General features: G+C 71.2%; 26 protein-coding genes and 1 tRNA gene. 9 read left to right on the top strand and 18 right to left on the bottom strand.

Features of this window, described 5'->3' with window-relative positions:
- Window positions 1–44: 44 nt before the first annotated feature.
- The 3 genes from D452_RS0113180 to D452_RS30715 all read right to left on the bottom strand — a co-directional run bounded on the left by D452_RS0113180 (window position 45) and on the right by D452_RS30715 (window position 2,443).
- Window positions 45–809 carry a 3-oxoacyl-ACP reductase gene (locus D452_RS0113180; RefSeq protein ID WP_017544620.1) on the bottom strand — a complete coding sequence of 255 codons (765 nt, stop codon included), beginning with the start codon at window positions 807–809 and terminating at the stop codon, window positions 45–47.
- A gap of 14 nt (window positions 810–823) precedes the next feature.
- Complete coding sequence (locus D452_RS0113175; protein WP_017544619.1) at window positions 824–2,233, bottom strand: aldehyde dehydrogenase family protein; 1,410 nt, start codon at window positions 2,231–2,233, stop codon at window positions 824–826.
- 72 nt (window positions 2,234–2,305) lie between these two features.
- A complete protein-coding gene (locus D452_RS30715) occupies window positions 2,306–2,443 on the bottom strand; it encodes a hypothetical protein (protein ID WP_017544618.1) in 138 nt (45 codons plus the stop codon).
- Window positions 2,444–2,622: 179 nt separating this feature from the next.
- On the opposite strand from D452_RS30715, the gene D452_RS0113165 reads away from it, so the two are divergent.
- On the top strand, window positions 2,623–3,363 hold the full coding sequence (locus tag D452_RS0113165) for a FadR/GntR family transcriptional regulator (RefSeq protein WP_017544617.1): 741 nt from the start codon (window positions 2,623–2,625) through the stop codon (window positions 3,361–3,363).
- 215 nt (window positions 3,364–3,578) lie between these two features.
- Here D452_RS0113165 and D452_RS0113160 read toward each other — a convergent pair whose 3' ends face one another.
- From D452_RS0113160 to D452_RS0113140, 5 genes are all read right to left on the bottom strand, one after another.
- Entirely contained in the window at window positions 3,579–4,643 is a 1,065-nt protein-coding gene (locus D452_RS0113160) for a glutathione S-transferase family protein (protein WP_017544616.1), read from the bottom strand.
- Between the two features lie 91 nt (window positions 4,644–4,734).
- Window positions 4,735–5,823, bottom strand: coding sequence for a flavin-containing monooxygenase (locus D452_RS0113155; RefSeq protein WP_017544615.1), 1,089 nt, complete (start codon window positions 5,821–5,823; stop codon window positions 4,735–4,737).
- A gap of 389 nt (window positions 5,824–6,212) precedes the next feature.
- Complete coding sequence (locus D452_RS0113150; RefSeq protein ID WP_017544614.1) at window positions 6,213–6,653, bottom strand: arsenate reductase ArsC; 441 nt, start codon at window positions 6,651–6,653, stop codon at window positions 6,213–6,215.
- A complete protein-coding gene (gene arsB, locus D452_RS0113145; protein ID WP_017544613.1) occupies window positions 6,643–7,806 on the bottom strand; it encodes an ACR3 family arsenite efflux transporter in 1,164 nt (387 codons plus the stop codon). The genes D452_RS0113150 and arsB overlap by 11 nt, the downstream gene beginning before the upstream one ends.
- Entirely contained in the window at window positions 7,803–8,186 is a 384-nt protein-coding gene (locus D452_RS0113140) for an ArsR/SmtB family transcription factor (RefSeq protein ID WP_026129269.1), read from the bottom strand. Before D452_RS0113140 ends, arsB begins: the two co-directional genes overlap by 4 nt.
- Window positions 8,187–8,274: 88 nt before the next feature.
- On the opposite strand from D452_RS0113140, the gene D452_RS0113135 reads away from it, so the two are divergent.
- The 4 genes from D452_RS0113135 (at window position 8,275) to D452_RS0113120 (ending at window position 10,773) form a co-directional block, all read left to right on the top strand.
- Complete coding sequence (locus tag D452_RS0113135) at window positions 8,275–8,724, top strand: ArsI/CadI family heavy metal resistance metalloenzyme (protein WP_017544611.1); 450 nt, start codon at window positions 8,275–8,277, stop codon at window positions 8,722–8,724.
- Between the two features lie 212 nt (window positions 8,725–8,936).
- The gene (locus tag D452_RS0113130; RefSeq protein ID WP_026129268.1) at window positions 8,937–9,959 is read left to right on the top strand and encodes a zinc-dependent alcohol dehydrogenase family protein; all 1,023 of its coding nucleotides are present in this window, start codon (window positions 8,937–8,939) and stop codon (window positions 9,957–9,959) included.
- Window positions 9,960–10,045: 86 nt separating this feature from the next.
- Window positions 10,046–10,543 (top strand): DUF2975 domain-containing protein, encoded by a 498-nt coding sequence (locus D452_RS0113125; RefSeq protein ID WP_017544609.1) that lies wholly within the window; start codon window positions 10,046–10,048, stop codon window positions 10,541–10,543.
- Window positions 10,543–10,773 carry a helix-turn-helix domain-containing protein gene (locus D452_RS0113120; protein WP_017544608.1) on the top strand — a complete coding sequence of 77 codons (231 nt, stop codon included), beginning with the start codon at window positions 10,543–10,545 and terminating at the stop codon, window positions 10,771–10,773. The genes D452_RS0113125 and D452_RS0113120 overlap by 1 nt, the downstream gene beginning before the upstream one ends.
- A 21-nt stretch (window positions 10,774–10,794) precedes the next feature.
- Here D452_RS0113120 and D452_RS0113115 read toward each other — a convergent pair whose 3' ends face one another.
- Entirely contained in the window at window positions 10,795–11,202 is a 408-nt protein-coding gene (locus D452_RS0113115) for a RidA family protein (protein ID WP_026129267.1), read from the bottom strand.
- A gap of 167 nt (window positions 11,203–11,369) precedes the next feature.
- Here D452_RS0113115 and D452_RS0113110 point away from each other — a divergent pair, with 167 nt between their 5' ends.
- Complete coding sequence (locus D452_RS0113110) at window positions 11,370–12,188, top strand: lipase family protein (RefSeq protein ID WP_017544606.1); 819 nt, start codon at window positions 11,370–11,372, stop codon at window positions 12,186–12,188.
- 60 nt (window positions 12,189–12,248) lie between these two features.
- Here the strand turns inward: D452_RS0113110 and D452_RS0113105 are convergent, their stop codons facing one another.
- The 3 genes from D452_RS0113105 to D452_RS0113095 form a co-directional block, all read right to left on the bottom strand.
- On the bottom strand, window positions 12,249–12,806 hold the full coding sequence (locus D452_RS0113105; protein WP_017544605.1) for a hypothetical protein: 558 nt from the start codon (window positions 12,804–12,806) through the stop codon (window positions 12,249–12,251).
- A gap of 39 nt (window positions 12,807–12,845) precedes the next feature.
- A complete protein-coding gene (locus D452_RS0113100) occupies window positions 12,846–13,454 on the bottom strand; it encodes a hypothetical protein (RefSeq protein ID WP_017544604.1) in 609 nt (202 codons plus the stop codon).
- 388 nt (window positions 13,455–13,842) lie between these two features.
- Window positions 13,843–13,916: transfer RNA gene (locus tag D452_RS0113095), tRNA-Pro, on the bottom strand.
- Window positions 13,917–14,129: 213 nt separating this feature from the next.
- On the opposite strand from D452_RS0113095, the gene D452_RS0113090 reads away from it, so the two are divergent.
- On the top strand, window positions 14,130–15,083 hold the full coding sequence (locus D452_RS0113090; protein ID WP_017544603.1) for a helix-turn-helix domain-containing protein: 954 nt from the start codon (window positions 14,130–14,132) through the stop codon (window positions 15,081–15,083).
- Window positions 15,080–15,637 carry a dihydrofolate reductase family protein gene (locus D452_RS0113085; protein ID WP_017544602.1) on the top strand — a complete coding sequence of 186 codons (558 nt, stop codon included), beginning with the start codon at window positions 15,080–15,082 and terminating at the stop codon, window positions 15,635–15,637. Before D452_RS0113090 ends, D452_RS0113085 begins: the two co-directional genes overlap by 4 nt.
- Window positions 15,638–15,668: 31 nt before the next feature.
- Here the strand turns inward: D452_RS0113085 and D452_RS0113080 are convergent, their stop codons facing one another.
- Complete coding sequence (locus D452_RS0113080; RefSeq protein WP_026129266.1) at window positions 15,669–16,166, bottom strand: DUF523 domain-containing protein; 498 nt, start codon at window positions 16,164–16,166, stop codon at window positions 15,669–15,671.
- 98 nt (window positions 16,167–16,264) lie between these two features.
- Between D452_RS0113080 and D452_RS0113075 the strand changes: the two genes are divergently transcribed.
- The gene (locus D452_RS0113075; RefSeq protein ID WP_017544600.1) at window positions 16,265–17,713 is read left to right on the top strand and encodes an MFS transporter; all 1,449 of its coding nucleotides are present in this window, start codon (window positions 16,265–16,267) and stop codon (window positions 17,711–17,713) included.
- On the opposite strand, the gene der is transcribed toward D452_RS0113075, so the two are convergent.
- From der to D452_RS0113050, 5 genes are all read right to left on the bottom strand, one after another.
- Window positions 17,638–19,209 carry a ribosome biogenesis GTPase Der gene (gene der / locus D452_RS0113070; RefSeq protein ID WP_017544599.1) on the bottom strand — a complete coding sequence of 524 codons (1,572 nt, stop codon included), beginning with the start codon at window positions 19,207–19,209 and terminating at the stop codon, window positions 17,638–17,640. The genes D452_RS0113075 and der overlap by 76 nt on opposite strands.
- A 220-nt stretch (window positions 19,210–19,429) precedes the next feature.
- On the bottom strand, window positions 19,430–20,119 hold the full coding sequence (cmk, locus tag D452_RS0113065; RefSeq protein ID WP_017544598.1) for a (d)CMP kinase: 690 nt from the start codon (window positions 20,117–20,119) through the stop codon (window positions 19,430–19,432).
- Between the two features lie 108 nt (window positions 20,120–20,227).
- A complete protein-coding gene (locus tag D452_RS0113060) occupies window positions 20,228–21,385 on the bottom strand; it encodes a prephenate dehydrogenase (protein WP_040693735.1) in 1,158 nt (385 codons plus the stop codon).
- Between the two features lie 116 nt (window positions 21,386–21,501).
- Window positions 21,502–21,864 (bottom strand): chorismate mutase, encoded by a 363-nt coding sequence (gene aroH / locus D452_RS0113055; RefSeq protein WP_026129265.1) that lies wholly within the window; start codon window positions 21,862–21,864, stop codon window positions 21,502–21,504.
- A gap of 118 nt (window positions 21,865–21,982) precedes the next feature.
- Window positions 21,983–22,889, bottom strand: a 907-nt coding sequence (locus tag D452_RS0113050) for a pseudouridine synthase (protein ID WP_017544595.1), incomplete at its 5' end; no start/stop codon positions are given.

The following is a 22,889-nucleotide window of genomic DNA, read 5'->3' as shown; positions in this document are numbered from 1 at the left end:
GTCCTCCTGCGAGCACGAGTATGTACGGACGGACGGTGACCAGACTAGATCGGGGTGACGTAGGCCCCGGAGATCCCGCCGTCCACGAGGAAGTTGGACGCGGTGACGAACGAGGCGTCGTCACTGGCCAGGAAGGCCACGGCGGCGGCGATCTCGGTGGCGTCGGCGAAGCGCCCCAGCGGGACGTGGACCAGGCGGCGCGCGGCGCGTTCGGGGTCCTTGGCGAACAGCTCGCGCAGCAGCGGCGTGTCCACCGGCCCCGGGGAGAGCGCGTTGACCCGGATGCCCTCGCGGGCGAACTGGACGCCCAGTTCCCGGCTGAGCGCGAGCACCCCGCCCTTGCTGGCGGTGTAGGAGATCTGGGAGGTGGCGGCGCCCATGGTGGCGACGAACGACGCCGTGTTGACGATCGCTCCCTTCCCCTGTTCGCGCATGTACGGCAGGGCGTACTTGCAGCACAGGTAGACGGAGGTGAGGTTGACCTCCTGGACCCGCTTCCACGCGTCGAGGTCGGTGGTGAGGATGGAGTCGTCCTCGGGCGGCGAGATCCCCGCGTTGTTGAAGGCCACGTCCACGCCGCCGAACTCGTCGCGGACCTGGGAGAACAGCGCCTCCACCTCGGCCTCGTCGGTGACGTCGGCACGGATGAACCCGCCGCGGGTCTCCTCGGCCACGCTGCGGCCGCCCTCCTCGTCGAGGTCGACGGCGACGACGGTGGCCCCCTCCTCGGCCAGGCGGCGGGCGGTGGCGCGGCCGATGCCTCCCGCCGCCCCGGTGATGACGGCGACGCGGTCCAGGAATCGGTTCATGGTGTTCCTCCGGCTCAGGTGTCGTCGGACAGGAAGACGGTCTTGGTCTCGGTGAACGCGTCCAGGGCGTCGGGGCCCAGTTCGCGGCCGATGCCGGACTGGCCCATGCCGCCGAAGGGGGTCCAGTAGCGCACGGCGGAGTGCGAGTTCACCGAGAGGTTCCCGGCGCGCACGGCGCGGGAGACCCGCAGGGCGCGGCCGAGGTCGCGGGTCCACACGGACCCGGCCAGCCCGAACTCGGTGTCGTTGGCCAGGCGCACCGCGTCGGCCTCGGTGTCGAAGGGCAGGACGGACAGCACCGGGCCGAAGATCTCCTCTCGGAAGGCGGGTTCGGCCGGGTCGTGAGTGGTGAGCACGGTGGGCGGGAACCAGAATCCGGGACCCCGTGGCGCCTCTCCCTGGAAGGCGACGGTGGCGCCGTCCACGTAGGCGGCGACGCGGTCGCGCTGGGCGGCGCTGATCAGCGGTCCCATCTCGGTTCCGGGGTCGCGTGGGTCTCCGACGGCGATGCCCTCCACGGCGGGGCGCAGGAGTTCCAGGAACGGTTCGTACACGTCGGCCTGGACGAGGAGTCGGGACCGGGAACAGCAGTCCTGGCCCGCGTTGTCGAAGGCGGCCATGGGCGCGGCGGCCGCGGCCCGCTCCAGGTCGGCGTCGGAGAAGACGATGTTGGCGCTCTTGCCGCCGAGTTCGAGGGTGACGCGGGTGAGGTCGTCGGCGGCGGCCGCCATGATCCCCTTGCCCACGCGGGTGGAGCCGGTGAAGACGATCTTGGCGACGTCGGGGTGGCGGACCAGACGGTCCCCGGCCACGGGCCCGGCGCCGGGCAGGATCTGGAGCACACCGTCGGGCAACCCGGCCTCCCGGGCCAGTTCGCCGATGCGCAGGGCGGTGAGCGGGGTGAGTTCGGCGGGTTTGGCGATGACGGTGTTGCCCGCGGCCAGGGCGGGGGCCACGCCCCAGGACAGGACCGGCATGGGGAAGTTCCAGGGGACGATGGCGCCCACCACGCCGAGGGGTTCGGCGAAGGTGACGCTCCAGCCGCCGGGGACGGGGATCTGCCGACCGGTGGCGCGTTCGGGGGCGGCGGCGAAGTAGGTGAACACGTCCCGGGCGTTGCCCGCCTCCCAGCGGGCCTGCCCGAGCGGGTGTCCGGCGTTGGCGACCTCAAGCTGGGCCAGTTCCTCGACGTGGGCGTCGATGCGGTCGGCGACGGCGCGCAGCAGGCGGGCCCGTTCCCCGGGCGGGGTGTCGCGCCAGGCGGGAAAGGCCCCGGCCGCGCGGGCCACGGCGGCGTCGGTCGCCTCCATGGAGGCGAGGGGGACGGTGGCGATGACATCCCCGGTGGCAGGGTCGACCACCTCCTGCTCCCGTGGTCCGTGCTGGTGGGGCCCCTGGCCCGGTGCGGTCTCGCTGGTTCCCACTGGGTGTCCCTCCCTGGTGCCGCTACCTCGGGTGTCCGCCCGCACCCCGTGCTCGGGGGGGGAACTGATCGTCTACATACGCTCGAAGCCCCGGAAGAGCTCCCAGTCGGTGACGGCCGCGTCGAAGACGGCCAAGACGGTGTCCACCGTTCCGGCGGCCGCCTCGGTCCCGAGCTGGTCCAGCGACAGTGGGGGGAGGCTGTCTCGCACCCGGGGCTCCTTGTCCGTGCGACTGCGCTCGGGAGTATGGTTCGACTTCAGACCAATGGTGGAACATGCAACCAGGGCCCTTCGGCGCTGTCAATGGCCGTGCGTCAGAGGGAAACCCCCGGCGTCCCGACAGGTGCCCCCCTCTCCACGAACCACCATCAAGCAGAAAAGGAACAAGCATGAACCTTTCGGGCGGTGATCCGTCCGGGGTCGCGGCCGAGGCCGTGTTCCGGACCGTGCGGACCGGCAACCCGTTCGAGGAGACCGTGGAACGCCTGCTGTCCGCGATCCGGTTGGGGGTGGTCGGCCACGGGGAGCGCTTCCCGGCCGAACGTGAACTCGCCGCGCGGCTCGGGGTCAGCCGGATCACCCTCCGCGACGCCCTGCGCGCCCTCCAGGAAGCCGGGTACGTGGAGTCCCGGCGCGGCAGGTCCGGCGGCGCCTTCGTCACCTACGTGCGCCCGAGGCCCAGTCGAAGCGAGGCCCAGCGGGTCCTGCGGGACGCCGGAACGGACCTGGACGACCTGTTCACCCACCGGCGTGCCCTGGAGACCGGCGCGGCCGTGCTGCTGGCCGAGAAGGGACTCACCCCCGAACAGGAGGGCCTGCTCGGCGATCGCCTGGAGGCGACGGAGGAGGCCGAGGTGGAGGACTACCGGCGTCTGGACACGGTGCTGCACCTGACCCTGGCCGAGCTCACCGGGTCGGCCTCCCTCACCCGAGCGCTCACCGAGGTGCGCATGCGGGTCAACGACCTCCTCGACGCCATGCCGATGCTGGTCAGGAACCTGGAGCACAGCAACGCACAGCATGGGGAGCTGGTGCGGGCGATCCGCGAGGGCGAGCCGGAGTCGGCGCGGCGCGCGGTCCGTGAGCATCTGGAGGGCAGCGAGGCGCTGATCCGGGGCTTCCTTTCCTGAGCGCGCCGGAAGTGGCCGCATCCCCGGTACGCCCACCCGGACACGTGCCCACCCTCGGGGCTCCGCCTCCGGTCATGGGCCGCATCTCCGGTACGCCCACCCGGACACGTGCCCACCCTCGGGGCTCCGCCTCCGGTCATCGAAAAGGGTTCGCGGTCCGTGTTGGACGCCCTCGCCGAACATGGACGAGAAGCGGGGGCGAGGGCGTGTGCGGGTCAGCCGACCGGGGCGTCCCAGGTCCCTCCGGCCGCGCGGTCCTGGGCCTCCAGGGGCGGGACTCTCTCGACGGCGGGGACCGGACCGGGCGGGGTGCCCTTCCCGAAGGGACTGCCTCCGAGGGCCTCCCGACCGTGCGGGGTGAGCCAGGCGCCGGGGTCCGGCCCGATCGCCACCACGCCCGAGGGGTTGATGGCGGTGTGGACCCGGTAGTAGTGGACTCTGATGTGCTCGAACTCGGTGGTGTCCCCGAACCCGGGCGTCTGGAACAGGTCCCGCGCGTACGCCCACAGTGCCGGGTACTCGACGAGCTTGCGGCGGTTGCACTTGAAGTGACCGTGGTAGACGGCGTCGAACCTCGCAAGGGTGGCCCACAGCCGCAGGTCGGCCAGGGTGACGTGGTCGCCCACGAGGTAGCGGCGGTCAGTGAGGCGGTTCTCCAGGGCGTCCAGCCGTGCGAAGACGGCGGTCACGGCCCGGTCGTAGCGCCGCTGGTCGGGAGCGAAGCCGGACCGGTAGACACCGTTGTTGAGGTCGCGGTAGACCTCCGCGCTCACGGCGTCGATCTCCTCGCGCAGGTCCTCCGGGTACAGCTCCGGAGCCCCCTCCCGGGTCAGGTCGCCCCACTCGGTGGCCATGTCCACGCTGATCTGGTCGAAGTCGTTGGAGACCAGGTGTCCGCTGGGCACGTCGACCAGCCCGGGCACGCTCACCCCTCCGTCGTAGGCGGGGTCACGGGCGAGGTAGGCCTCGCGCAGGGCGTGGATGCCCAGGACCGGGTCCCGTCCGCCGGGGCTTCCGGTGCGCTCGCTGAACACCCAGTGCGGGTCGCCCTCGATGATCTCCTGGACCGGGTCCGTGACAGCCAGGGAGACGGCACCCTCGAGCCCCATGAGCCGCCGGGTCATCACCACGCGGTGCGCCCACGGGCAGGCCCGGTTGATGATCAGCCGGTAGCGTCCCGTTTCGGCCGTGCGTCCGAAGCGACCGTCGGCGGTGACCCGGTCAGCAAAGGCCGCCGGGTCCCGTTTGATCTCCTCGGTGGGAAGCTTGTTGGCCCTCATACCGGCTACCTCCGACGTTGGGGAACGATTGGGTCCAGAAACGACCCTAACCCTCGGGGCGGCCGCGGAACGGTTGTCCACAGGCTCTTCTTCAGGCACCGGTTCCGAGTTCGGCCATGACCTGTCGGGCGATGGCGCGCCCGGCCCGGTTGGCGCCGATCGTGCTGGCCTGGGGGCCGAACCCGGCCAGGAACAGGCGCGGCTCGCGGACGGCGCGGCCGTTCTCGACCCGGACCCCTCCGCCGGGTTCACGCAGACGCAGGGGTGCCAGGTGCGTGAGTTCGGAACGGAACCCGGTGGCCCAGACGATGGCGTCCACGGGCGTGAGGGAGCCGTCGGACCAGCGGACCCCGTCCGGTTCGATCGCGGTGAACATGGGGCGGGCCACGAGGAGCCCCCGGTCGCGTGCGGCGAGGTTCTCGGGGGTCGCGGGCAGGCCCGTGCCGCTGATGATGCTGGGCAGTGGCAGCCCGGCCCTGGCGGCCTCGTCCGCCCGGCGCACCGCGCGGACCCCCGCCTGGGGGTCGTCGACGAACTCGACCGGACGTCGGGTGGCCCAGACCGTGCTCGCGGCGACCCCCTCCAGTTCCCGCAGGAAACCCACCGCCCAGGTACCGCCGCCGACCACCAGGACCCGCATCCCGGCGAAGTCCTCGGCCGACCGGTACCCGGGCGTGGAGACCTGTACACCTCGGAAGTCGGCGGCTCCGGCGAAGTAGGGGCGGAACGGACGCGCCCAGGTTCCGCTGGCGCTGACCACCACCCGTGCGGCGACGTCCCCCTTGTCGGTGGCGACCAGGAGGCCGGTTCCTTCATCACTCACCGAGGTGACACGGACCGGCCGCACCACGTTCAGCCCGAACCAGCGTTCGTAGCGTTCGTAGTAGTCGCGCACCACCTCCCGGGCGGGCCGCGCGGGGTCGGCGGTGGCGAAGCTCAGACCCATCTCACGCATCCCGGGGAGATCGTCCACCTTGTGGGCGTCGTCCAGGCGCAGCGACTCCCAGCGGAACTGCCAGGCCCCGCCGGAGTCGGGCCCTCGGTCCAGGGCCACGAACCCGGCGCCGGGTTCGAGCCCGAGCCGCCGCAGGTGCCAGGCGACCGAGAGCCCGGCCTGTCCGGCTCCGATGACCACCACGTCCGCCGCCTCGGGCGGGCCCCCGCCCAGAACACCCTCCACGACCGCTCCTCACCTTCGTCCACCATCAGTGGGCAACAACGCGGCGCCCCGGTTCATGCCGGGGCGCCGCGCGCGGAGGAGCGTCGTCCCGGGGGCTTCTGACGGACCGGACGCTTCGTGTCCAACGTGGCCCTGCCCGCACTCCCGGCCGCGGGCCGCGTGATCCGGGTCCGTACGGTGTTCGCGCCCGAGCCCCCTCGGTCGTGGCCCACCACGGAAACCACGAAGCCCAACGAGCCACAGCACGGCGAGCCCGAATGGCGACGAGTGCGGACGCCCACCGAAGCCCCGCCCCGGGAAGCGCTCGACCGCGTGGGCGCAGACCCCACCGGAACCCGGTCGGTGACCCCTCCCCGGGACCGTCCACGGGCGCGGCCAGCGGGCCGGGGTCATCCCGGGAGCAGTTCTCCCAGCAGGTCCTCCACGTGCCGTCGAATCCGGTCGCGAATCGGCCGCACGGCCTCCACGCCCCGCCCCGCCGGGTCAGGCAGCTCCCAGCCGAGGTAGCGCCTGCCGGGGAAGAACGGGCAGGCGTCGCCGCATCCCATGGTGATCACCACGTCCGAGGCTCGGACCGCTTCCTCGGAGAGGACCCTCGGGGTGTTCGCGGCGATGTCGATTCCGATCTCCGACATCGCCGCCACCACCGCCGGGTTGACCTGGTCGGCGGGCGCGGAACCGGCCGAGCGCACCCGTACACGGCCAGCCCCCAGGTGTTCGAGGAACGCCGCCGCCATCTGGGACCGCCCCGCGTTGTGCACGCAGACGAACAGCACCTGCGGAACCGCCTCCTCAGAGGGCGGGTTCACCTTCGGGGTCTCAGCCACCACTTCCCTGCCTCTCCTCGGCGGACGACTTCCCGTCCCTGGCGGACGACTTCTCGTCCTCGGTGGACGGCACCCCGGCGCGCCCCTCCCCCGGGAACCAGCGCCGGGCCGCCAGGGCCACGTACACCAACGCGATGAGCACCGGCACCTCGATCAACGGGCCCACCACCCCGGCCAGTGCCTGTCCCGAGGTGGCGCCGAAGGAGGCGATGGCCACCGCGATCGCCAGCTCGAAGTTGTTGCCCGCAGCCGTGAAGGCCAGGGTGACCGAGCGCGGGTAGGCCATGCCCAGGGCACGGCCCAGAGCCAGTGTCCCCGCCCACATGACCAGGAAGTAGACGAGCAGGGGCAGGGCGATGCGGGCCACGTCCCAGGGTCGCGAGGTGATCGCCTCCCCCTGGAGGGCGAAGAGCATCACGATGGTGAACAGCAGCCCGTACAGCCCCCACGGGCCCAACCGGGGCAGCAACCGGGTCTCGTACCACTCCCGTCCGCGTGCCCGTTCCCCCAGGCGGCGCGTCAGGTACCCGGCGAGCAGGGGTATTCCGAGGAAGACCAGGACCGAGACCGAGATGTCGACGAACGACACGTCCAGGGCCGCCTGTTCCAGTCCCAACCACCCGGGCAGCACCGACAGGTAGAACCAGCCGAGGGCGCCGAACGCCACCACCTGGAACACGGAGTTGATGGCCACGAGGACGGCGGCGGCCTCGCGGTCGCCGCACGCGAGGTCGTTCCAGACGATCACCATCGCGATGCAGCGCGCCAGGCCCACGATGATCAGCCCGGTGCGGTACTCGGGCAGGTCCGGGAGGAACAGCCAGGCCAGCGCGAACATCACCGCCGGGCCCGCCAGCCAGTTCACCGCCAGCGAGGTGACGAGCAGACGGCGGTCACCGGTGACGGCCCCCAACCGGTCGTAGCGGACCTTGGCCAGGGGCGGGAACAGCATCACCAGCAGCCCCAGCGCGATCGGCAGGGACACACCGGCCACCCCGGCTGCGGACAGCGCCTCCCCCAGCCCGGGGACCAGCCGCCCCAGGGCCAGGCCGGCGACCATCGCCGCCAGGATCCACACGGTCAGGAACCGGTCCAGCGACGACAGGCGTCCGACCACACCCGAGGGGGCGGCGTCCGAGCGAGCGGGAACGTTCACGAGGCGACCCCCGCGGGCCTCGCGGCGCGGGTGAGGATCGAGGCCAGCCGGTCGGTCGTCTCCGGGAGCAGCCGGTAGTACACCCAGGTCCCGCGCCGTTCGGACGAGATGAGCCCCGCCTCACGCAGGAGTCTGAGGTGGTGGGAGATGGTGGGCTGGGACAGGTCGAAGGCGGGCGTCAGATCGCAGACGCAGACCTCCTCGCCGCGCGCGGTGGCGATCATCGACAGCAGGCGCAACCGCACCGGATCGCCCAGGGCCTTGAACACCCTGGCGAGTTCGACCGACTCGCCCTCCTCCAGCGGGGACTGCAACAGCCTGGGACAGCAGTCGGTGCCGCCGCCCGGGGGGTCGAGGACCCCCTCCTCTTGATTCGACATGCGTCTATGTTGACAAACTTCAAATCAGAAGGCAACACTGGAGCCACCCTGGATAGATGAACATCAATGCAGAACTCAGGAGGACCCCGTGTCCCGTATCCAACTCGCCCTCAACGTCGCCGACCTCGAAGCGTCGGTGGCCTTCTACTCGACCCTCTTCGGCGTCGAGCCCGCCAAGCGCCGCCCCGGCTACGCCAACTTCGCCATCGCCGAACCCCCGCTCAAGCTCGTCCTGATCGAGGGCGAGCCCGGCCAGGAGACCCGCCTGGACCACCTCGGCGTCGAGGTGGAGGAGACCGCGAAGGTCGACGCGGCCACGGCTCGCTTCAGGAACTCCGGCCTGGCCACCTTCGAGGAGAACGACACCTCGTGCTGCTACGCGGTCCAGGACAAGGTGTGGGTCCACGGCCCCGGACGGGAGCCCTGGGAGGTCTACGCGGTCAAGGGCGACAGCGACCAGAGGGGCGCCGCGCCCGCGGCCGTCACGGATCTCACCCCCGCCGAACCCTCCGGCTGCTGCTCCTCCGGCCAGGCATAGCGGCCCGATGCCCCCCGAACCGAGGTGTCCCGGCGCCGACGCCACCGCGCCCCGAGCACGAGCATCCCGGTTCGGTTGCCCGTGCCCCGGGTCGCCCTCCCTCCGGTTCGTGAGGGAGTCCCTCGTGGTGCCCCTCTCAGGCGGGACTCCCTCACGGATGTGAGACGTGGTGCTGTTGGGGGAAGGACAGTGGGCCCAATGAGGGAGCGATCATGCGAGCTGTAGTGATGCACGGACCCGGTGACGTCCGGGTCGAGCAGGTCCGGGAACCGGAGATCGTCGAACCCACCGACGCGGTGGTTCGGATCACCGCCACCTGTGTCTGCGGTTCGGACCTGTGGCCCTACCGCGGCATCGAGCAGCAGGACGGGCCAGCGCGGATGGGCCACGAGTACGTGGGCGTGGTGGAGCAGGTCGGACCGGAGGTGCGTGCGGTTCGGGTGGGCGACTTCGTCGTCGGCTCGTTCGTGGCCTCCGACAACACCTGCGAGATCTGCCGGGCGGGCTTCCAGTCCCGCTGTGTCCACCAGGTGATGATGGGCTCCATCGGTACCCAGGCCGACTACGCCCGTGTCCCATTGGCCGACGGCACCCTGGTCCGGGTGCCCGGCGAACCGACGCCGGAGCAGGTCCGCGGCCTGCTGGCGGCCTCCGACGTCCTGGGGACCGGCTGGTTCGGCGCGGTCGCCGCCCAGGCCGGACCGGGTCGGACCGTGGCGGTGGTGGGAGACGGCGCCGTCGGCCTGCTGGCGGTCCTGGCGGCCAGACGGCTCGGCTCGGAGCGTGTCATCGCCGTGTCGCGCCACGCCGACCGGCAGGCACTGGCACGGCGGTTCGGCGCCACCGACATCGTGGAGGAGCGCGGCGAGGCGGGCGCGGCGAAGGTGAAGGAGCTCACCGGCGGCCTCGGCGCGCACTCGACCGTCGAGGCGGTCGGCACCCAGGAGTCCATGGTGCAGGCCATCCACTCCACACGTGCGGGCGGACACGTCGGCTTCGTCGGCGTGTCCCACGGGGTCGAGCTCGACGGCCTGGACCTGTTCTTCTCCAGTGTCAGCCTGTTGGGCGGTCCGGCGCCGGTGCGGCGGTTCCTTCCCGAGCTGGTCGAGCTGATCATGACCGGCCAGATCGACCCGGGCGCGGTCTTCGACCTGACCCTGCCGATCGAGGAGGCGGCCGAGGGATACCGGGCGATGGACGAGCGTCGGGCCACCAAGGTGATGCTCACGCTCTGAGACGACAGGGGCGGGTGAGGCTCGCGGTGCCATCGAACCCGATGGAATGTGTTGACTATCGATAGGATTCTATCGATAATCGATATATGCACCGCTACCTCACCCCCATCCTGCGCCTCGCGATCATCGGGGCGATCCTGGTCGGCCTCTTCGGACAGATCGTCGTCATTCCCGGCGCGATCGCCGACGAGGCCGCCCACTTCCCCCCGTACGAGCGGATCGTCGTCCCCTACACGATCCTGGGCATCCTGGGCGTCGCCTGCGTCCAGGTCGCTCTGGGTGCCACGTGGATGCTGCTCGGCATGCTGGGGCGCGACACGCTCTTCAGCACCCGGGCCTTTCTGTGGGTGGACCTCATCATCGGCGCCAGCCTCGCGGGATCACTGCTCACGGCCGGAGTCACGGCACACCTGGCCCTGACCGACATGCCCTTCGCCAACGGCAACATGGAGGCGGTCGCCGCGCTCGGCGCCGCCTTCCTGACCACCGCCATGGGCACGGCCTTCGCGATGATGGTCGTCCTGATGCGGGGCCTCCTGCGCAAGGCGACCCACCTCCAGACCGAGATGGCCGGGGTGGTCTGATGGCGATCATCGTGGACCTCGACGTCCAACTCGCTCGGCGCGGCATGTCGGTCGGGGAGTTCGCCGAGGCCGTCGGGATCTCCCCCGCCAACGTCGCCGTCCTCAAGAACGGCCGCGCCAAGGCGGTGCGGTTCACCACCCTGGACGCGATCTGTCGAGTTCTGGACTGCCAACCCGGAGACGTCCTGCGCTGGGCACCGGACGGCGACACCGCCACCGGTCGGAGGTGATCTCCTCAGCCCCCGGACCGTCTACTCGCGAACGGCGGCCACCGCCTCGATCTCCACCAGCTGGTCGTCGTAGCCCAGAACGGTGACGCCCATCAGCGTGCTGGGGACGTCGTGGTCACCGAAGGCGTCCCGGACCACCTCCCAGGCGGCGACGAGGTCGTCCTGGGAGGTGGAGGCCACGAGCACCCGGGTGTTGACCACGTCGGTGAGTTCGGCGCCAGCCTCGGCGAGCGCGGTCCGCAGGTTGGCCACACAGACGGCCGCCTGCCCCGCGTAGTCGCCGACCGCCGCGGTGGAGCCGTCCTCGTTGAGGGGGCACGATCCCGCGGGGAAGATCAGCCGCACCCCCGCGGGAACGGTGGCCGCGTAGGCGTACTCGGCGGCGTCGGAGAGTGCGGCGGAACGGATCAGGGTCACTGCGCTGTTCATGGATGTCTCCAGTAGGAAGGGCGAACACCAGGAACGTTAGCGGTCCAGCCTGGGCAAACCCAGCGAATTACCCGCTCACCGCCCGGAGGAGCTGCGCGAACAGGCCCCTCGAAGGCAGCGATGGTGTTACAGATGGTGACGACATCGACGCGCTCGGGAGTACAGGGATGACCACGATCACCTTCGACCACACCGTCAGGGACTACGAGCTGTCGCACGTGCGCTCCCTGGCCCACGCCGCGCGACTGGCCTACAGGGACGACGACGCGGTGGAGCGCACCGCGCGGGAGTGGGGATTCGACCGCGTGCGCTCCTTCCGGGTGGCCTTCTCACCACCCTTTCCCCTGGAGGACACCCAGGCCTACGTGATGGCGGGTGATCACATGATCGTCATCGCCTTCCGGGGAACCGAGCCCGAACAGATCCGCGACTGGCTCTCCGACATCAACACTCCCCCGGTCCCCGAGCGCTCCTGCGAAGGCAGGGTGCACTGGGGTTTCCAGCGCGCGCTGGACGCTGTCTACACGGACCTGTCGACCGCCCTGCGGGAGTTCCGCGACGCCGAACAGACGGTGTGGGTCACCGGGCACAGCCTCGGCGGCGCCCTGGCCATGCTGGCCGCCGCGCGCCTGCACTTCGCCGACGGCGTCCTGGCGGACGGCGTCTACACGTTCGGGCAGCCCCGGACCTGCGACGCCACCCTGGCCAGGGCCTACGAAGAGGTGTTCCGCGGACGGATGTACCGCTTCGTCAACAACAACGACGTGGTCGCCCATGTCCCGCCCGAGCCGGTCTTCCGCCACGTCTCCGAGGTGCGGCACATCGACGCCGCCGGGCGGGTACACGAGAAGCCGATGTCGGTGCTGGGAGGCCTGGCCGACTCAGTGCGGGGACACACGGCCGATCCCTTCTCCCTGGGAGTGGACGCGCTGCGCGACCACGCCATGAACGCCTACGTCACCCACCTCGACGCCGCCGCCCGCTGAGGGGCCGCGCTCGACCGGATGAGCCCGTGGTCAGCCACCGCCCCCAGCAGCGACGGGGTGTCAGTGTGAGGTCAGGACGTCGTCCAGGCGCAGCCGGGGGCTGGGCATGGCCGCCCGCTCGGGATATCCGACGCGGAACGCGAGCACCAGGGTCTTCGCCTCCGCGCCCAGGAGGTCGGCGTAGCGGGAACCGAACTGATCGGGCTGCCCGAGCGCGTGGTCGCGGTCAATGCGCTCGGTGATCTGGTTCATCGGGTGGAGTCCCAACTCCGCGCGAGTCGCGGCCAGGTGAACGGCCTGGAGCGCGCGCCCACCGTTGAACTGGTCCTGGAGGGCGGCGGCGTCGCCGACGGTGATGACCCCGTAGGCGGCAGCCGTGGGGCACTGCTCGGATCTGGTGCGCTCGACCCAGAACCGGTCGGCGGCCTGGCGGGACTGCTCGGGGAGGATCTTCGCCATGGCCAGGGTGAACGAGTCCAGCGCCTGCGCGTCGAGGGTGATGCCGTCGCGGTGGTGGTCGACATCGGAGCGGGGGGTCCTGAACCAGGAGGCCGAGTCCCTGGACTGCTCCTCGTCGTCGGTGATCGCCTGCGTCGCCTCGACGATCAGGGAGGACATATTTACTCTGAAATGGGGCTGTCAACCGGGCGCCGCCCGCTAGGTGAACAGATGGAAGAGCGGGCCCGCCAGCCCCGCACCCAGGGCGGCCCCCGCGATCACCTGGGTGACGGTGTGGTCGCGCAGCCGCACCCGGGACCAGGCCACGAGCCCGACCAGCGGCACCAGGGCCAGCGTGTACAAGCCGTAGGTGAGCGCCAGAAGCACGACCACTCCCCCGGCCACGGCGGTGTGCACCGAGATCTTCCACCGGGCGGCCACAGTGATGGCCAACGTGACGAACAGGGTGACCAGTATCGCCGCGACCAGCGCGACCATCGGCCGCGGAGCCCCCAGGAAGACCAGGGTCGAGATACCAGCGGTGACACAGACGATGATGATGGCCAGCGGGACCAGGCGCTGCCTACGGTCCCCCACGTGGTGGTCGCTCCACCAGCCCAGCCGCGCGCCGACGATGAGGATGCCGTAGGGAACGATGCCGCAGAACAGCGCGGCCAGCAGCCCCCAGCCCAGGCCGGACGGGCCGGGAGCGCTGTACCAGCCCACAGCCAGAAGGATGACCACGACCAGGACGCCGGGAGCGAAGACCTCGGTGACCAGGCGGGCGGCGCGCTCGCCCGTGCGACGGCCGGGAGTCGGAGTGGTCATGTCGGGTGCTCTCCTGGACTTCGGTGGTGGGGCGCGGAAGACTCCGCATGAGGCGACCGGTGGGCCCGGAGTCGTCGGCCCCCTCGCGCCACCAGTGTCCTCCGGGTTCTCCGATCCCCCGGCGTGGCCACGCGTTTCGACCCCACCGGCTTCGGAGCGCACGGGCACACACCTGGCAGGGAGGGAACGCTGCGAGCCCACGAGGGGTTGCACGGCGTGCTCGCACGGCCCCGTCGGGCCGTGCGGACGCGAGGGCGGCGCCGTCCTCGATCCCCGCCCGACGCTGGCCGGTCCAGACAGCGGAGACGCCGCCGATGACAGTGGCGAGTCGCCCATCCGCTCCCGGACATGCGAAAGGGCGTCCACCTGAGTGAACGCCCTTCGTTTGTCGGGACGGCGGGATTTGAACCCACGACCCCTTGACCCCCAGTCAAGTGCGCTACCAAACTGCGCTACGTCCCGGCCGCTGGGCAACGCCGTATGCGGCGCCGCCAACGGGGAAGACTCTATCGCATCCTCCGGGGGGTTCGCACCACGATGCGCACCGGGGCGAGGGCACCCGGCCCCGGCGGCGACTCGACTCGCGGCGCTTCCGGCGGGTGCGGAACCGTCGGCCACAGACACTGCGCAAGAACGGTCAAGCGCGGGCGAGGGCCCCCGGAACATACTGGTCACATGACCGAACCCACCACCGAATCCCCCTCCGGGCGGGACCGTCTGCGGGAGCTGCTCGACGCGGTCCTGGACGAGGACAACACCCGCCTGAGCGAGATGGCCGGGCAGGCACACGCCTCCCCGTTCCACTTCAGCCGTCAGCTGTCCCGGGACACCGGGGAGTCACCGGTGGCTCTGCGTCGGAGGGTCCTGCTGGAACGGGCCGCCTGGCGGATCGGGCAGGGCAGCAGCGTCACCGACGCGGCCTTCGAGGCAGGGTACGCCTCCGTGGAGGGGTTCACGCGGGCCTTCGCCCGGTCCTTCGGGCACCCGCCGAGCGCCACCACGGCAGGCAGCGGCCGGTGGCTGCCCGCACCGAACGGCGTCCACTTCCACCCACCGATCCACCTGTGGGTCGAGGAGAACCAGAGGGGACACCCCGGCATGGACGTGACCGCGCTCCAGACCCACCACGACGTGGACGACACCGCGCACCTCATCCGGCTCGCCGCCGCACTGCCCGAGGAGGAGTACCGCAGGGTACGGGAGGAGCGGACCGTCCTGTCCTGGGACGGACCCGAGGGTTCCATCGCCGCGATCCTGGACCACCTGGTGGGCACCAAGGAGTCGTGGCTCGCCTCCATCGAGGGCGCGGACACACCCGGGCACGGGGCGGACGACCCGGAGTCGCTGCGGATCAGGCATGAGAGGGCCGGGGCGCGCTGGATCGCCGTGGTCACGGACATCGGACGCCGGGACGCCTGGCGTGACCGACTCATCGACGCCCTGTGCGACCCGCCGGAGAGCTTCCTGCTCGGCGGGGTGGTGGCACACGTGCTCACCTACTCCGCTCATCGCAGGCAGAACGTCCGCCACATGCTGCGGGAGGCGGGGGTGGAGGTCGACCAGGGCGACCCCCTGGAGTGGTTGCCGGAACGCTACGAAGCACCGAGGAAACGGGGAGACACAGTATGAGGACCGTGTACGAGACCGCCACAAGTCTGGACGGGTTCATCGCCGACCGGGACAACTCGCTGGACTGGCTGTTCGCCGTGGAGGGAGCACAGGAGGGAGAGGAGGGCAGCGGGGCGATCGACGAGACCGCCGAGTTCATCAGGAACGCCGGGGCGATCGTCATGGGGGCGACCACCTACGAGTGGATCCACAAGTACGAGGGTGACAAACCCTGGCCGTACGAGGCGCCCACCTGGGTGCTCACCCACCGGGAGCTGCCCCGGCTCGAGGGCGACCTCCGCTTCACCAGTGCCGACACCGACCAGGAGCTACGGGACCTGCACGCCGAGATGGCGCGGGCCGCGGACGGCCGTGACATCTGGGTGGTCGGCGGCGGACGGATCGCCGCGGACCTGGCCAGGCTGGGGCTGCTGGACGAGGTGTCGGTGTCGGTGGCCCCGGTGAGTCTGGGCGGGGGCGCACCCCTGCTGGACGGACGGGTGTCGCTGCGGCCCCTGGAGGCCAAGCTCATGGGAGCCTTCGCCTGCTTGCGCTACGAGGTCGTGAAGGACTGACCAAGGGGGGCGTCGCCGCACCGGCGCCCCCTCAGCCCGCCTCCAGGGCCCGCAGGCGCTCGGCTGCCTGCGCGACCTCGTCCTCGTTGAACACCGCCACCCCGTTCTCACGGAGCAGGTGCGCCGTCACGCCCTCGCCGGGCACCTTGCGTCCCTCGAAGGCCCCGTCGTACACCTCGCTGGTGCCACACGAGGGGCTGGACTCCTTGAGCACCGCCACCACCACGCCGTGCGTCCGCGCGGTGGCCAGCGCCGCCCGCGCGCCGGAGACGAAGTGGTCGGTGACGTCCACGCCCTCAGGCGTGCGGATCCGGGCCCGCCCGGCGAGCACGTCGGTGGCGTCCGCGCCGGGTTCGATCTCGGCGGGAGGCCTGGGGACCGGCAGCCCCCCGGCGATCTCCGGGCAGTGCACGACCAGGCGGCCCTCCTCCCGCCAGCGGGTGACGGTGTCGTCCCCCACCGGCTTGGCCCGACCGTCGTAACGGACCCTGCGCCCCATCAGGCAGGCGCTGACCAGCACTTTACGCATGAGGCCACGCTACCGCCGCTGGACACGTACACCTCCCACGCTTCCGCCACCCAAAGTGCTTGTCTATGTACGTCAGGTGATTGCACCGAGGGGGAGAAGTGAGCGAACAACCGGGCCAGCCGACCCTGAAGACGGAGCACAGGACCACGCGGAAGGCCGTGGTCGCGGCGGCGATCGGCAACGCGACCGAGTGGTACGACTTCGGTGTCTACAGCTACCTGGCCGTGACGATCGGCCTGGTCTTCTACCCCTCGCAGTCGGCCGGCGTGCAGCTCATCGCGACGTTCACGACGTTCGCCGCGGCCTTCCTGGTCCGTCCGCTCGGCGGCATGTTCTTCGGCCCGCTCGGTGACCGGATCGGCCGCAAGCGCGTCCTGGCCGCCACCATGCTGCTCATGGCGGTCAGCACCTTCTCGATCGGCCTGATCCCCTCGGCCGCGACCATCGGTATCGTCGCGCCGATCCTGTTGCTGGTCGCCCGCATGCTCCAGGGCTTCTCCACGGGCGGCGAGTACGGCGGCGCCACCACGTTCATCGCCGAGTACTCCCCGGACAAGCGACGGGGGTTCCTCTCCTCGTGGCTGGAGTTCGGCACGGTCAGCGGTTACATCGGCGGCGCCTCCATCGTCACGGTGATGACCCTGCTCCTGGGTACCGACACCATGCAGGACTGGGGCTGGCGCATCCCGTTCCTGCTGGCCCTGCCACTGGGCGCCATCGGTCTCTACCTGCGGGTGAAGCTGGAGGAGACCCCGGTCTACAACCAGAACACCGACGGTTTCGCCAAGGACGAGGAGGGCGAGCGCCGCAAGGGCCAGCTCAAGGAGACGATCGTCGGCCAGTGGCACGCCATCGTCCTGTGCATCGGCCTGGTCATGGTCTTCAACGTCAACAACTACATGGTGACCGCCTACATGCCCACCTACCTCGAGGCGGTGCTGGGGTACAGCTCAACCCTGGCCCTGGTGGTGACCCTGGGGGCCATGATCTTCATGCTGGCCACCGTGACGCTGTTCGGTTTCATGAGCGACCGGGTGGGCCGCAGGCCCATCCTGATGTCCGGCTGCTTCTTCGGGCTCCTGCTGTCGCTGCCCGCCTTCTGGCTGCTGCAACAGGGCACCGCGTGGGCGGCGGCCCTGGGCGTGCTGGTCCTGGCCTTCACCCTGGTGCACTTCTCCGGCGCGGGCCCCGCCTCGCTCCCGGCCTTCTTCCCGACCAAGGTCCGCTACGGCGCCCTGGCCATCAGCTTCAACATCTCGGTGGCGCTGTTCGGCGGCACCACCCCGCTGATCTCGGAGTCGTTGGTGCAGGCCACCGGGAACCCGTACTCCCCCGCCTGGTTGGTGATGGCCGCGAGCGTCATCGGACTCGTCGTGGTCTGGCGGATGAGGGAGAGCGCCGGGAAACCGCTCCCCGGCGCCCCGGTCATCCCGGTCCCGGAGCGTGCCCCCGGAACCTCCGGGAACCTGCCCTACCCGAGGAAGAGCGGCGAGTTCGGTTCGGGCATCCGGGGCAGCAACGTCCGCCGCCTGCCCACGGACACCTGAACGGACGCGGAGAACACGACGAAGGGGGCGCCCACCGGGACGCCCCCTTCCTCATGCCTCGNGCGGCGCCCGCCGCCACGCGGCTTGCGGTCCGGACGCACACTGCCCTTGGAGGCGCGGCCCGGGGTGGCGTTCTTCTTCTCCCGGATACGCATGCTGATGTGCACCGGGGTCCCCTCGAAACCGAAGTCCTCGCGCAGACGACGCTCGATGAACCGGCGGTAGTTCTCCTCAAGGAACCCGGTCGTGAACAGGATGAAGTGCGGCGGACGCGCACCGGCCTGCGTCGCGAACAGGATCTTGGGCTGCTTGCCGCCACGCACCGGCGGCGGGGTGGCCGCCACCAGCTCCTTGAGCCAGTTGTTGAGCTGTCCCGTGGAGATCCGCTGGTTCCATCCGGCCAGGCTGGTCTCGATCGCCGGAACCAGGCGCTCCATGTGGCGACCGGTCATGGCGGAGATGTTCACCCGGGGAGCCCAGGAGACCCGCGCCAGCTGGCGGTCGATCTCCTTCTCCAGGTAGATGCGGCGCTCCTCGTCGAGGACGTCCCACTTGTTGAAGGCCAGCACCAGACCGCGCCCGGCCTCCACGACCTGCTCCACGACCCGGATGTCCTGCTCGGCCAGCGGCTCGCTGACGTCCATCAGCACCACGGCCACCTCGGCCCGCTCCAAGGCGGTGCCGGTGCGCATCGTCGCGTAGTAGTCGGCGCCCTGGAGCGCGCGGAACCGACGGCGGATACCGGCGGTGTCGATGAACTTCCAGGTCTGGCCGCCCAGCTCGATCAGCTCGTCGACCGCGTCACGGGTGGTGCCCGCGACCGAGTCCACGACCACGCGGTCCTCACCGGCGAGCCGGTTGAGCAGGCTGGACTTGCCCACGTTCGGGCGGCCCAGCAGGGCGATGCGGGACGGACCGTCCTCCTCGTCCTCGGCCTCGCCCACGGGGGTCTCGGGGAAGGCCTCCACGATGGCGTCCAGCATGTCACCGGTACCGCGACCGTGCAGGGCGCTGATCGGGAACGGCTGTCCCACACCGAGGTTCCACAGGTCGAGGGCGTCGGCCTCCTGCTGCCCGCCGTCCACCTTGTTGGCGGCCAGCACCACGGGCTTCTTCGTGGCGCGCAGGACGCGGGTGACCGCGGCGTCGGCGTCGGTGATGCCCACGGTCGCGTCGACCACGAACAGGATGACGTCGGCGGTCTGCGCGGCGTACTCGGCCTGGCGGGCGACCATCGCGGCCAGGCCGCTGACGCTGGTCTCCCAGCCGCCGGTGTCCACCAGCGTGAAGCGGTGGCTCTGCCACTCGGCGTCGTAGGCCACCCGGTCACGGGTCACGCCCGGGACGTCCTCGACCACGGCCTCACGGCGGCCGATGATCCGGTTCACCAGGCTGGACTTACCGACGTTGGGGCGGCCGACGACGGCGACGACGGGCAGCGCCGCCTCCTCGCCCTCGGGCGCCTCGCCCACGTCGGACACGTCGAACTCAATCATGTACTCACTCCCGGTTCCAGGTCCTCACGCGCCCAGGATGCGTGCCGCGAGGATGTCGAAGGATTCAGCGCGATCGCCACGTGAATCACCACGGGCGCCACCGTGGGCGCCCGTGTCCTGCCACGGAGGGCAACCCCCGTGGATGTTCGTGTGTTCCCCCTGACGGGGGTGGTGTGGCCGGTCTCTCCCCGGCCTCCCACCGTCTCCGGCGGGTCGCTCGCTAGCTGTCGCGGGCCTCGTCGGCCAGCTTGACGACCAGGGCGACGACCTCGTCGAGGGTGAGACCGGTGGTGTCGAGCTCGGTGGCGTCGGCGGTCTGCGTCAGCGGCGAGTGGGCCCGGCTGGAGTCGAGCTTGTCCCGGCGGGCCAGGTCGGCCTGGGTGGCCGCGACGTCGACGGTCCGGACCTCCTTGCTGCGACGCTGCGCGCGCGCCTCGGAGCTGGCGGTCAGGAACAGCTTGACGGGGGCCTCGGGGGCGACGACCGTCGTGATGTCACGGCCCTCCACCACGATACCCGCGCCCTCCTCACGAGCGGTCTCGATGACCTCGCGCTGGGTCCGCACCAGCAGCTCACGGGCCTCGGGCACGGCCGAGACGGCGCTGACGCTGGTGGTGACCTCCTTGCCGCGGATCTCGACGGCCACGTCGCGGCCGTCCACTGTCACGGACGGAGAGGACGGGTCGGTGCCCATCGAGATCACCGGACGGCCGACGTTGGCGGCCACCGCGGCGGCGTCGTCGACGTTCACGCCGTTGTCCAGCATCCACCAGGTCAGGGCCCGGTACATGGCCCCGGTGTCGAGGTAGCGCAGTTCCCGCGCCCTGGCGACACCCCTGGCCGTGCTGGACTTGCCCGACCCGGAGGGACCGTCGATGGCGATGACGATGCCCTTGCCCTGCGCGCTCACTGCTGCTGACTCCCGAAATCACTGTGCCTGCGTCGGCGTCTGCTGTCGCCGACGCCTCAGCCTACCTTCGTGCCGGGACGCCCGGCACCACGGGCACCGGCCGTGGATTCACAGGCCCGGGTGGACCGACCAGCCGTCGGCGGAAAGCGCGGCGGCGAGGGTGTCGACCGCCTCCGGGAGCAGGTACAGCTCGGCCACGCCCAGCGGCAGGCCGGGGCTGTGCTCGATCCGCACGTCCTCGATGTTGACGCCAGCCGTGGCGGCCGCAGCGAACAGCCGGCCCAGGGCTCCGGGCTCGTCGGGGATGACCACGGGGATCACGGTGTACTCGGGGCGCCGGACCGACCCGTGCTTGCCGGGGATGCGCGCCTGCCCCGAACGCCCGCGCGCCAACAGGTCGCGGACGGGCTCCAGGTCGTCCCGAAGCGGGGTCCCGAGCCCGGCCTCGCTCCAGGAGCGCAGGGCGTCGGCAGTGACGGCCAGGTCCGCGGCCACCCCGCGCAGCACCTCGGCCACCGGACCCGCGTTGTGGGTGAGGATCTCCTCCCACATGGCCGGATCGCCCCCGGCGATGCGGGTGACGTCGCGCACCCCCTGGCCCGCCAGGGTCAACGCGTCGTCGTCTCCGGACAGCAGCCGGGCGGCCACCGCGGAGGAGGCCACGTGCGGGGCGTGCGAGACCAGCGCCACCGCGCGGTCGTGCGCCCGGGCGTCCAGCACCAGCGGGTCCGCGCCGCACGCGCGGGCCAGGCCGGCCACGGCCTCGACGGAGGAGTGGTCGGCCTCCGGGGTGGGGCACAGTGCCCAGGAACGGCCGAGGAACAGGTCGGCGCGGGCGGCGCCCGGACCGTGCTTCTCCCGGCCGCCCATGGGGTGTCCGGGCACGAAGGTCGCCATGTCGCAGCCGAGCCGCTCCGCACCCTCCAGCACGCTCGTCTTCACGCTGGCCACGTCGGTGTACACCTGGGCCAGTTTCCGCTGCTGGGCGTCGCGCAGCACCGCCGGGACGACGGCGGGCGGGGCGGCGATCACGGCGAGGTCCGCGGGGGCACCGTGCCCGGCCTCCTCCAGCGGACGCCCCGCGCCGAGGTCGCAGGCCAGGCTCAGGGAGGCGGGGTCCGGGTCGCTGAGGGTGACGTCGACGTCGCGCGCACGCAAGGCCAGGGCGATCGAGGTACCGATCAGACCGGTCCCGACCACGGTGACCCGACGCGGCTCCGTCCGGCGCGTCCCGGCCGCTTCCTCGCCCACAGCACTCCCCCGCATCACCGTGCCCACGCCTGTCGCGGGCACGGTCCAAGGGTACGACCTCCTGACCAGGCCTCCCGCCCGCGGTGCCGGTGGAGTCCCCGGCCGGGGAGCGGTGGCGACGCCGGGGCCGACTACTGGGCGATGTCCAGGCGCAGAGCCTGGGCGCCGCGCAGGTAGACGTGCTGGACCTCGGAGCGCGGGAGGTCGGTCTCCACGTGGGCCATCAGCCGCACCACGCGCGGCAGGGCTCCGGGGACGTCGATCTCGGACGCGCACATCAGCGGGACGTCGGTGAAGCCCACACCGCGCGCCGCCAGCGCGGGGAACTCGCTGGTCAGGTCAGTGGTGGCCGTGAACAACACACTGATCACGTCGTCGGTGGTGAGCCCGTTGCGGCGCATCACCTCGGAGACCAGTTCGGTGGTGGCCTCCAGTACCTGCTCGCGTTCGTCCGCGTCGACCTGCACCGCACCGCGAATGGCCCGTACCGCCACGTTCGATCCCGCTTTCGTCCTCGTCGGTGGTGCCGTCGCCTTGGGGGACACAGGAGACGGCGGCCGCTCCCCGAGAGTGGGGCGCGACCGCCGTCAACTGTATCGACAGACCTCCGGGTCAGAGACCCGCGGCCTTGTAGAGTTCGCCGACCTCGCGCGAGCTGAGCGCACGCATGGTGCCCAGTCGCAGGGTGTTGAGGTCGATCGGACCGACCTGGGTGCGTGCCAGGTCCGCGACCGGGTGGCCCACCGCCTCCATGAGGCGACGCACGATGTGCTTGCGTCCCTCGTGCAGACGGATCTCCACCATGGCCTGGGCGTCGTCGTTGTCGACCACGCGGAAGGAGTCGACCTGGACCGGCCCGTCCTCCAGCTCCACGCCCTTCTGGATCTCGCGCACCACGCGGTGCGGCACCGGGCCGGGCACCTTCGCGATGTAGGTCTTGACGACCTTGTAGCGCGGGTGCGTGAGGCGGTTGGCCAGGTCACCGTCGTTGGTCAGCAGGATGAGACCCTCGGTCTCGGTGTCCAGCCGACCCACGTGGAAGATGCGCTCGGCGGTCTGACCGGCGTAGTCGGCCAGGGTCGGGCGACCCTCCGGGTCCCACATGGTGCTGACCACGCCGCGCGGCTTGTTCAGCGCGAAGTACAGCTTGTCCGGAGCGGTGACCACGCGCATGTCGTCGACGCGGATCTCGGAGGCCTCCGGGTCGACCCGGGCACCGAAGCGACGGACGATCTGACCGTCCACGCTCACGCGCCCGGCCGCGATCATCTCCTCGCTGGCCCGACGGCTGGCGACGCCCGCGGCCGCCAGGGCCTTCTGGAGCCGGATGCCGTTGGGCACGTCCGTGTAGGTGTCACGGGAGTCACCGGAGTGACGGTCCTCGTCGCGCGGGTCGTAGTCCGCGCGAAGGGCGCTGAGCCGCTCACGCGCCGCCTTGGAGAGCTGGTTCTCGCTCTTGACGTCGTTGACGGGCGCGTGGTCGCGGCGGACCGGGCGCTGGTCGCGGTCCCGGTCGTCG

Source organism: Nocardiopsis prasina DSM 43845 (genome assembly GCF_000341265.1).
Classification (GTDB): Bacteria; Actinomycetota; Actinomycetes; order Streptosporangiales; family Streptosporangiaceae; genus Nocardiopsis; species Nocardiopsis prasina.
This window is presented reverse-complemented; position numbering and strand designations above follow the sequence as displayed.